Origin of the sequence: Segeticoccus rhizosphaerae (assembly GCF_009192725.1) — a bacterium.
GTDB lineage: Bacteria > Actinomycetota > Actinomycetes > Actinomycetales > Dermatophilaceae > Segeticoccus > Segeticoccus rhizosphaerae.
On record NZ_VOHR01000154.1, the window covers coordinates 1 to 8,823 of the forward strand.

Annotated in this window: 9 protein-coding genes and 1 pseudogene; 4 read left to right on the forward strand and 6 right to left on the reverse strand. The window is 71.8% G+C overall.

Annotated features, from left to right (window positions below; translation table 11 throughout):
- Positions 1 to 232, reverse strand: a pseudogene (locus tag FRW57_RS12870) (ATP-dependent DNA ligase); the annotation flags it as partial.
- A gap of 161 nt (positions 233 to 393) precedes the next feature.
- Here FRW57_RS12870 and nadA point away from each other — a divergent pair.
- Positions 394 to 1,617 carry a quinolinate synthase NadA gene (gene nadA / locus FRW57_RS12875; RefSeq protein ID WP_152186152.1) on the forward strand — a complete coding sequence of 408 codons (1,224 nt, stop codon included), beginning with the start codon at positions 394 to 396 and terminating at the stop codon, positions 1,615 to 1,617.
- A gap of 113 nt (positions 1,618 to 1,730) precedes the next feature.
- The gene (locus FRW57_RS12880) at positions 1,731 to 2,924 is read left to right on the forward strand and encodes a cysteine desulfurase-like protein (RefSeq protein ID WP_152186153.1); all 1,194 of its coding nucleotides are present in this window, start codon (positions 1,731 to 1,733) and stop codon (positions 2,922 to 2,924) included.
- Positions 2,925 to 2,927: 3 nt separating this feature from the next.
- On the opposite strand, the gene FRW57_RS12885 is transcribed toward FRW57_RS12880, so the two are convergent.
- Positions 2,928 to 3,974: a glutathione S-transferase family protein gene (locus FRW57_RS12885; protein WP_152186154.1), complete on the reverse strand. Its 1,047-nt coding sequence runs from the start codon at positions 3,972 to 3,974 to the stop codon at positions 2,928 to 2,930.
- A 14-nt stretch (positions 3,975 to 3,988) separates the two neighbouring features.
- Positions 3,989 to 5,335, reverse strand: a complete 1,347-nt coding sequence (locus FRW57_RS12890) for a dipeptidase (protein ID WP_373681277.1) — start codon at positions 5,333 to 5,335, stop codon at positions 3,989 to 3,991.
- Positions 5,336 to 5,440: 105 nt separating this feature from the next.
- On the opposite strand from FRW57_RS12890, the gene FRW57_RS12895 reads away from it, so the two are divergent.
- Both FRW57_RS12895 and FRW57_RS12900 read left to right on the forward strand, forming a co-directional pair.
- Positions 5,441 to 6,013, forward strand: a complete 573-nt coding sequence (locus tag FRW57_RS12895) for a DUF3043 domain-containing protein (protein WP_137120233.1) — start codon at positions 5,441 to 5,443, stop codon at positions 6,011 to 6,013.
- A 16-nt stretch (positions 6,014 to 6,029) separates the two neighbouring features.
- Positions 6,030 to 6,869: a methyltransferase domain-containing protein gene (locus FRW57_RS12900; protein WP_152186155.1), complete on the forward strand. Its 840-nt coding sequence runs from the start codon at positions 6,030 to 6,032 to the stop codon at positions 6,867 to 6,869.
- A gap of 126 nt (positions 6,870 to 6,995) precedes the next feature.
- Here FRW57_RS12900 and FRW57_RS12905 read toward each other — a convergent pair whose 3' ends face one another.
- The 3 genes from FRW57_RS12905 to FRW57_RS12915 form a co-directional block, all read right to left on the reverse strand.
- Positions 6,996 to 8,342: a serine hydrolase domain-containing protein gene (locus tag FRW57_RS12905; protein WP_152186156.1), complete on the reverse strand. Its 1,347-nt coding sequence runs from the start codon at positions 8,340 to 8,342 to the stop codon at positions 6,996 to 6,998.
- The gene (locus FRW57_RS12910) at positions 8,339 to 8,557 is read right to left on the reverse strand and encodes a hypothetical protein (RefSeq protein WP_137120230.1); all 219 of its coding nucleotides are present in this window, start codon (positions 8,555 to 8,557) and stop codon (positions 8,339 to 8,341) included. The genes FRW57_RS12905 and FRW57_RS12910 overlap by 4 nt, the downstream gene beginning before the upstream one ends.
- Before the next feature lie 53 nt (positions 8,558 to 8,610).
- On the reverse strand, positions 8,611 to 8,823 hold a 213-nt coding region (locus FRW57_RS12915), incomplete at its 5' end, for a nicotinate-nucleotide--dimethylbenzimidazole phosphoribosyltransferase (protein WP_162529349.1).

An 8,823-nucleotide genomic window follows, 5' to 3' on the forward strand; every position in this document is an offset into this window, starting at 1 on the left:
CCCCCGCAACCGTCAGGGAGGGCTCGGCCGCCGGGGGTGGCAGCTGAGCGAGACCCGCCCAGCCGACGCCGGTGCGCCGCTGGCGCAGCTCGCCGGCGAGGTAGGCCACGACCACCTCGACGTCCTCCGGCTCGGTGCGGCGCAGCAACTCGGTGAGCGCATCACGTTTCGTCAACCGGGAGCGGGTGGCGGCGACTTCGCGGGAGACGGCCACGACCTCGGCGAGGAGCATGACCCCATCCTGCCCGCCGCCCCCGACATCCCGGCGCTGCTGGCCGGTGCTCGTGTCACCGCGTCGCCGAACGGTGCCGTGCGCAAGGGCCAGGAAGGCACCAAGGCCGGTAGGCAGGCGAAAGGCCGACGGCCACGGCCACGGCCGCACGCTGTGGCACGATGGCGCGCGTGAGCACCACCACGGACCGCCCCGCTCCCCCGACCGGCACGCCCGCCCTGCCGCTGCTCGTCCTCGGCCACGGCACCCAGTTGGCCAGCGAGCGGGGTGTCGAGTGCCCGGGAGACCTCCCGGCACCGTCCGACCCGGCGCTGGTCGAGCGCGCCCGGGCGGCGAAAGCCGCACTCGGCGACCGGGTGTTCGTGCTCGGACACCACTACCAGCGCAGCGAGGTCATCGAGTTCGCCGACGTCACCGGTGACTCGTTCAAACTGGCCAAGGAGGCAGCGGCGCGGCCGGACGCGCCATACATCGTCTTCTGCGGCGTGCACTTCATGGCCGAGTCCGCTGACATCCTGACCAGTGACGAACAGGCCGTGATCCTTCCGGATCTGGCGGCCGGCTGCTCGATGGCCGACATGGCCGACATCGGCCAGGTGGAGGACGCCTGGGACGACCTGGTCGAGCTCGGCGTCGCCGACGACGTGGTGCCGGTGACCTACATGAACTCCTCGGCCGCGATCAAGGCCTTCACCGGCCGGCACGGCGGGACGGTCTGCACCTCCAGCAACGCCCGCACGGCGCTCACCTGGGCCTTCGACAAGGTCGGCGGCGTCGGCGGCAGCGGCAAGGTGCTCTTCCTGCCCGACCAGCACCTCGGCCGCAACACCGCCCTCGACCTCGGGCTCGCGCTCGAGGACTGTGTCGTCCTCGACCCGCACCGACCCATGGGTGGTCTGACCCCCGAGCAGGTCCGGTCGGCCCGGATCATCCTCTGGCGGGGCCACTGCTCGGTGCATGGGCGGTTCAGCGTCGACGCCGTCGAGACCGCGCGCCGGGAGATCCCGGACGTCAAGGTGATCGTGCACCCCGAGTGCCGCCATGAGGTGGTCGCGCTCGCCGACGAGGTCGGTTCCACCGAGAAGATCATCAAGACCATCTCGGCGGCGCCCGACGGCACGTCCTGGGTCGTCGGCACCGAGCTCAACCTCGTGCAGCGACTGGCCCGGCAGTTCCCGAAGCAGCGGATCGCCTTCCTGGAGAAGAACGTCTGCTACTGCTCGACGATGAACCGGATCGACCTGCCGCACCTCGTGTGGGCCCTCGAGTCGCTCGTCGCCGGCCGGGTGGTCAATCGGATCGAGGTCGACCCGGACGTCGCGCACTGGGCGCAGGTCGCGCTCGACCAGATGCTGGCCCTGCCCGGCGGGACCGCCAAGGACTGAGACCCGTCGGCGGTGTGCTGCTCGGCGACGCGGCGGGCCCGCAGGCCGCCCGGCCCGTTCTCAGCCACCGGACCGGGTCCGAGCGCACCACCGCCCCGGAGCAGAATTGGCCCATGAGCCTCGACGTCGACCGCATCCGTTCCGCCTTCCCTGCCGTCTCCGACGAGGTGGCGTACTTCGACGGGCCCGGGGGTTCGCAGACTCCCGAGGTCGTCGGCCGTGCGGTGGCGGACACGATGGTGGCGGGCCTGGCCAACCGTGGCTCGGTGACCGCTGCCGAACAGCGAGCGGAAGCGGTGGTCCTCGCGGCCCGAGCGGCCGTCGCGGACCTGCTCGGTGCCGATCCTCGTGGCGTCGTGTTCGGCCGTTCGGCCACCCAGCTGACGATGGACATGGCGGGCACCCTGGCCAAGCAGTGGTCCCCCGGCGACGAGGTCGTCGTCTCCCGGCTGGACCACGACGCCAACATCCGACCCTGGGTCATCGCCGCCGAGGCAGCTGGTGCGGTGGTCCGGTGGGCCGAGTTCGACCCGGACACGGGCGAGCTGCCCGTCTCGGCGGTCACCGGGCTGCTCGGTGACCGCACGCGCGTCGTCGCGGTCACCGGCGCCTCCAACCTGATCGGCACCCGACCCGACACGGCGGCGATCGGGCTCGCCGCGCACGACGTGGGGGCCCTGCTCTACGTCGACGGAGTGCACCTCACGCCGCACGCACCCGTCGACGTCGCCGAGCTGGGAGCCGACTTCTACACCTGCTCGCCCTACAAGTTCTTCGGTCCTCACCACGGGGTGCTGGCGGCTGCTCCCGAGCTGCTCGAGACGCTGCGGCCGGACAAGCTCATGCCCTCCACCGAGGTCGTCCCCGAACGCTTCGAGCTGGGCACGCTGCCCTACGAGGTCCTCGCGGGGACGACCGCGACGGTGGACTTCATCGCGGACCTGGTCCCCGGTGACGGCGACCGGCGGGCGCGGGTGCTCGCGTCGATGGCCGCGGTCGAGCAGCACGAGGACGCCTTGCTGGCTCGGCTGCTGAAGGGGCTGGCCGACCAGCCGCAGATCACCGTGCACGGACGAGCGAGGCGCCGCACGCCGACCGTCCTGATGACACATGCAGACCGTCCCGGGCTCGAGGTCTACGAGCGCCTCGCCGCCGACGGGATCAACGCCCCGGCAGACCACTTCTACGCGCTGGAGGCCTCCCGGCACCTGGGACTGGGCGACGAGGGTGGCATCCGGGTCGGTCTCGCGCCCTACACGACCGAGGCCGAGGTCGACCGTCTGCTGGAGCGGCTCGCCGCGCTGTGACGATCAGGCGCCGGCGAACATCCCCTCGGCGTCCAGGGTGGGGTTGTGCTCGGTCGGCACACGCTCGCCCTCCGGCGGCGGCCCGGGCGGGGTGCCGTCACCGAACGGCCTGCCGCCCAAGGCTTCCCGGCCGTGCGGTGTCGCCCAGTTGGACAGGTCCGGGCCGTCCGGCACCACACCGGTCGGGTTCACGTCACGGTGCACGACGTAGTAGTGCCGCTTGATCTGCGCGAAGTCGATGGTGTCGCCGAAACCCGGCGTCTGGAACAGGTCTCGCGCGTAGGCCCACAGCACCGGCATCTCCGAGAGCTTGCTCCGGTTGCACTTGAAGTGCCCGTGGTAGACGGGGTCGAAGCGGGCCAGCGTGGTGAAGAGGCGCACGTCGGCCTCGGTGACGGTGTCGCCCACCAGGTAGCGGCGGCCCTCGAGCCGTTCGGAGAGCCAGTCCAAGGCGGCGAACAGGCGGTGGTACGCCTCGTCATACGACTCCTGGGTGCCGGCGAAGCCCGCCTCGTAGACCGCGTTGTTGACGTCGCGGTAGACCCGCTCGGAGACCTCCTCGATCTCCTCGCGCAGCGCCTCGGGGTAGAGCTGCGGGGCGCCCTCGCGGTGGAAGGCGGTCCACTGTGTCGACAGGTCCACGGTGATCTGCTTGAAGTCGTTGGTGACGACCTGCCCGGTGGGGATGTCGACGATGGCCGGCACGGTGATGCCGCGCGGGTAGCCGGGTTGCCGCTTCTCGTAGGCGTCCTTGAGCCGCGGGATGCGCAACACAGGGTCGAGGCCGTCGGGGTCGAGGTCGAAGGTCCAGCTGTTCGCGTCGTGGGTCGGACCGGCGAGGCCCATCGAGAGCGCGCCCTCCAGCCCGAGCAGCCGTCGGACGATGATGGCCCGGTTGGCCCAGGGGCAGGCCCGCGCCGCGACGAGCCGGTAGCGGCCCGCCTCGACCGGCCAGCCGCTGCTGCCGTCACTGGTGATCCGGTCGTCGAGGTAGCGGGTGTCGCGCTGGAAGCTCTCCTCGACGTATGCCGTGCTGGTGTCCTTGGCCATACACCGAACCTACGTCATCGGCCGAGGCGGTCGAGCAGCACGGCCTCGGCCAGGCAGACCCGCTCGAACTCCCCGAGGTGCAGGCTCTCGTTGGCACCGTGCGCCCGGGTGTCGGGGTCCTCGACGCCGGTCACCAGGATCGCGGCGTCCGGGAACCTCTCCGCGAACGCGGCCACGAACGGGATCGACCCGCCCACGCCGATGTCGACCGGCGGCACGCCCCAGGCGTCCTCGAAGGCGGCGCGTGCCTGGTCATAGATCGGGCCCTCCGCCTGCGCGGCGAAGCCCTCGCCCTCGTCGTCGAGCCGGACGTCCACGTGCACCCCCCACGGCGCATGCTCGCGCAGGTGTCGCTCGAGTGCCTCGTATGCCGTCCGCGGACTCTCGTCCGGAGCGATCCTCATCGAGATCTTGGCCCGGGCCGACGGCACCAGGGTGTTGGAGGAGGTGTCGACCGAGGGTGCGTCCAGCCCGATCACGGTCAGCGACGGCTTGGTCCACATCCGTGAGAGCAACGAGTCGGTACCGATCGTCTGGACGCCCTCGAGCAGGCCGGCGTCGCGCCGCAGCTGGTCCTCGGTCATCTCCAGCTCGGCGGCGTGGCCCGATCTCAGCCCGGCCACGGCGACGTTGCCCTCGTCGTCGTGCAGGCTGGCGAGCAGTCGCGTCAGCGCCATGATGCCGTCGGGCACCGCGCCGCCGAACATGCCGCTGTGGATGGAGTGGTCGAGCGCGCGCACCTCGACGACCACCCGCACCATGCCCCGCAGGGTGGTCGTGAGCGCCGGGGTGCCGATGTCCCAGTTGGTGGAGTCGGCCAGCACGATCGCGTCGGCGCGCAGCCGCTCGCCGTGCCGCTCGAGGATGGTGGCCAGGCTGTCCGACCCGACCTCCTCCTCGCCCTCGACGAAGATCGACACGCCCACGGGAAGGCCCCCGGCGTGAGCGCGCAGGGCCGCGACGTGCGCCATGATCCCGGCCTTGTCGTCGGCCGCGCCCCGGCCGTAGAGGCGGCCGCCGCGCTCGGTGGGTTCGAACGGCGGGCTGTCCCAGTCGGCGTCGTCCCCCGGCGGCTGCACGTCGTGGTGCGCGTAGAGCAGGATCGTCGGCGCGCCCTCGGGTCCGTCGAGGTGACCGATCACGGCCGGCCGGCCGCCCTCGCGGACGATCTCCACCACGAGCCCCTCTGACTCGAGCAGCTCGGCCACGGCGGAGGCGCTCTGGTCGACGAGACCCTGGTCGAACGAGTCGAGTGACACGCTGGGGATGCGGGTCAGCGCCTCGAGGTCCCGGCGCACGGTCGGCATCAGGCCACGCACGCGCCCGCGCAGGGTGCTCAGCCGCGCGGCGTCGTCGGTCAGGTCGGTCTTGCTCGCGTCGTCGGTCACGTTCGCGAGACTACTGCGGCGCGTCGTCGGGCGACGGCGGTGGGAGCGGCGGTGAGCACACGACATACAGTGTGCTTCGTGTTTGGACGCAAGAAGACTTCCGAGGCCGAGGCCGACAGCAACCCGGTCGAGCGGCCGGGGGCCAAGAACCGTCCGACGCCCAAGCGGCGCGCGCAGGAGGCTGCTCGCAAGCAGCCCCTCGTGCCGACCGACCGCAAGGCTGCCGGCAAGACCGACAAGGCCAAGGCGCGCGAGGAGCGGGTCAAGCGGCGCGAGGCGATGATGCGGGGCGACGAGCGCTACCTGCCCGCTCGCGACAAGGGTCCGATCAAGCGATTCATCCGCGACACCGTCGACTCCCGCTGGAACATCGGAGAGTTCCTGCTGCCGCTGATGGTGGTCGTGCTCGCGCTCGCCTTCGTCAGGAACGCGACCACGCAGTTCCTCGTGCTGGTCCTCGTCTACGGCATCGTCGTCATCGGGGTGGTCGACGCCTTCTTCCTCTGGCGCCGCATCAGGAAGCGGATCGAGGAGAGGTTCCATGAGGCGCCGCCCCGCGGTTCGATGATGTATGCCGTGATGCGCTCGTTCCAGATGCGCCGCTCGCGGATGCCCAAGCCCCAGGTCGAGCGCGGCGACAAGCCCCGCTGACCCGGCGGCGGTCGACATGGACGCCACCAACGCCTTTGCCACGGGCAGCGGATCGTGGTTGTCGCGGCTCGGCAACCTGCGCAACGTGGTCCGGCAGGAGGTGGTGGCGCGCCAGCTGACCGCGCACCTGCCGATGCCGTCGGGCGCCAGTGCGATCGACGTGGGCTCGGGCCAGGGCACGCAGGCGATCCGGTTGGCGCGGGAGGGTTTCGAGGTCACCGCGGTCGAGCCGGAACCGCGGATGCGCGAGGCCTGTGCGGAGGCGCTCGAGGACGAGACTCCTGCGGTCCGCGCCCGGGTCGACCTCCGCGCGGGGGGCATCGGTGATCTCGCGGACGTGGCCGATCCGGGCGGCTACCAGGTGGTGCTGTGCCACGGGGTGTTGATGTACCTCGACTCCCCCGTCGTGGCGCTGACCGAGCTGGCTGGGCTCGTCGGGGCCGGCGGGACACTGTCGGTCCTCACCCGCAACGCCGAGGCGCTGGCCTGGCGCCCTGCCGCGCGGCACGACTGGCGCGGGGCCCTCGAGTTGCTGGACGAGGTCGATCGTGCAGACCGGGAGCACCGTTCACCGGTCTACCGCAACGAGATCGGGGTTGACGCCCGGGCGGACTGGCGTGAGGGGTTGGAGGACTTGTTGCGCTCGTCCGGGCTCGCCCTGGAGGCGTGGTACGGCGTGCGGATCGCGAGCGACAACGTGCCGGTCGAGGAGTCCTTTCCGCAGGACCCCGAGCAGGCGCGGGCCCTGCTCGACCTCGAGGAGCGGTTCGGGCGCACCGACCCCTACCGCAGGATGGGCACCTTGATGCACCTGGTCGCCCGGCGGCCGTGGCCGTCGACGACGACACTGCTCTGACCCTCGCACGCGGCCGGGCCGCTGGGGCGGGACACAATCCACGGACCCGTGAACTCTGCACGCGGATCGGCCGCTCAGGCGGGCACAGTCCGCGGACCCGTGAACTCTGCATGGGTCCGCGCCGACCTAGTCAGCCAGCTCGCCGAAGGAGGCGGGCGCGCGGGTCAGGGCGTAGGTCGCGAAGTGCAGGCGGGACACCGCTCCCTGCTCGTCGCGGGTCACCTCGAGCAGCTCACCACGCTCGCGCCCCTCGACCGCACGGAAGCGACCGGTCCCATCAGCCTCGAACCGGGTCTCCGCCAGGGGCCCCGGCAGCGCGGGCAACCGGGACCACAGCTGGCCGTCCCGCACCTCCAGGACGATCTCCTCGCCCTCGGACCACCAGCTGCCGAGGACCCCGTCGAGGGCCGGCTGCGGACGTGACGGGGTCCACGGCGTGGCCGGAGTCGGTTCGGCGTCCAGGACGGCGGTGACCAGGTCGGTGGCCAACGCCACCGGATCGGCGCCGGCAGTGGTGTTGGCGAAGACGACCGCGCCCACCTTGTCCTTGCGGCGCACGCGGAGCCCGGTGACGTAGCCCGGCATGGCGCCGCCGTGGCCCGCCAGCACGCGATCACCGGCTCGCTGCAGGTCGTAGCCGAGTCCGTAGGCGCGCGACCAGCCCTCCAGGTCGGTCATGATCAGGGGCCGGCACATCTCGTCGACCGTGTCGCGGGACAGGACGTCCGGGTCCGGGTCGGCGACGAAGGCGGCATAGCGCGCCAGGTCGGCGACGGTGCTCCACAGGCCACCGAGCGGAGCCGTGGCCCTGAGCTCGAAGAGCGGCTCGCGCCTCGCGACCCGGCTGTGCGGGTGCACCGAGTAGCCGTGCGCGCGACGTGCGTCGTCGGGAGTCAGGCCGCTGTGCGCCATCCCGAGGGGTTGCAGGACGCGGCGTGTCACCGACTCCTGCCACGAGCAACCCTCGAGACGCTCGACGACCTGGCCGAGCAGGGCATACGCGAGGTTGGAGTAGTGGAACGCGAAGTGTGGTGGAAGCACCCGCTCGGCCTGCCCCAGCTCCCGCAGCAGGCGCTCCTCGTCCGGCGCGTCCAGGCTCTCCCAGATCCGGCCGACGGGTTCGCGCTGCAGCCCCGAGGCGTGGGCGAGCATCTGGCGGATCGTGATCGTCCCGTGCGCCGTCCCGGGCAGGTGCCTCGACAACGGGTCGTCGAGGCGCAGCTTGCCCTCGTCACGCAACGCCATGACCTGCACCGCGGTGAACGTCTTGGTCACCGACCCGATCAGGTACTGCGTGTCGTCGGTGGCAGGTTCGGGTTCGGGTTCCAGCCGGGCCGACCCGACGTGGGACGACCACACCAGCTCTCCGTCGCGGACCAGTCCGGCGCTCAGTCCCGGTGTGCGCCAGTCGCGCTGGGCGTTCGCGGCGAGCCGATCGAGCGTGCTGCGGGTGGCCTCCCCCAGGCCGCTCACTCGGCCGGCCGCAGGCTCATGGGCCCGTAGACCACCGTGCCGTCCTCATGGAGGGTCACCGACTCGACACCGGCGTCGGCGAGCGCACGCCATTCCTCACCGATCCAGCTCTCCGCGTCGCCCTGGGAGGGGAACGGGCCACCGCCCAGCTTCTCGCGGTCGGCGAGCTCCTTGCCCTCGGCGTCCTGGAAGGTCCACGTCCACGCAGTGCTCATGCGCTCAGCCTAGGGGGACGCTGCAACCAACTCGACGCGGATGACTGCGGCCCTCACGAGGCGTGGCGCCCGGGCCCGGCGGTGCTTCCGCCGGACTTGTCGGTCACCCCGGCGGAATCGAAGGTTGCGACCTCGCGCAACAGTCGAGCGGCGGACTGCACGAGCGGCACGGCCAGGGCGGCGCCGCTGCCCTCTCCGAGGCGCAGACCGAGGTCGACCAGCGGATCGAGCCCGAGGTGGGCCAAGGCGGCGCTGGCGCCGGGCTC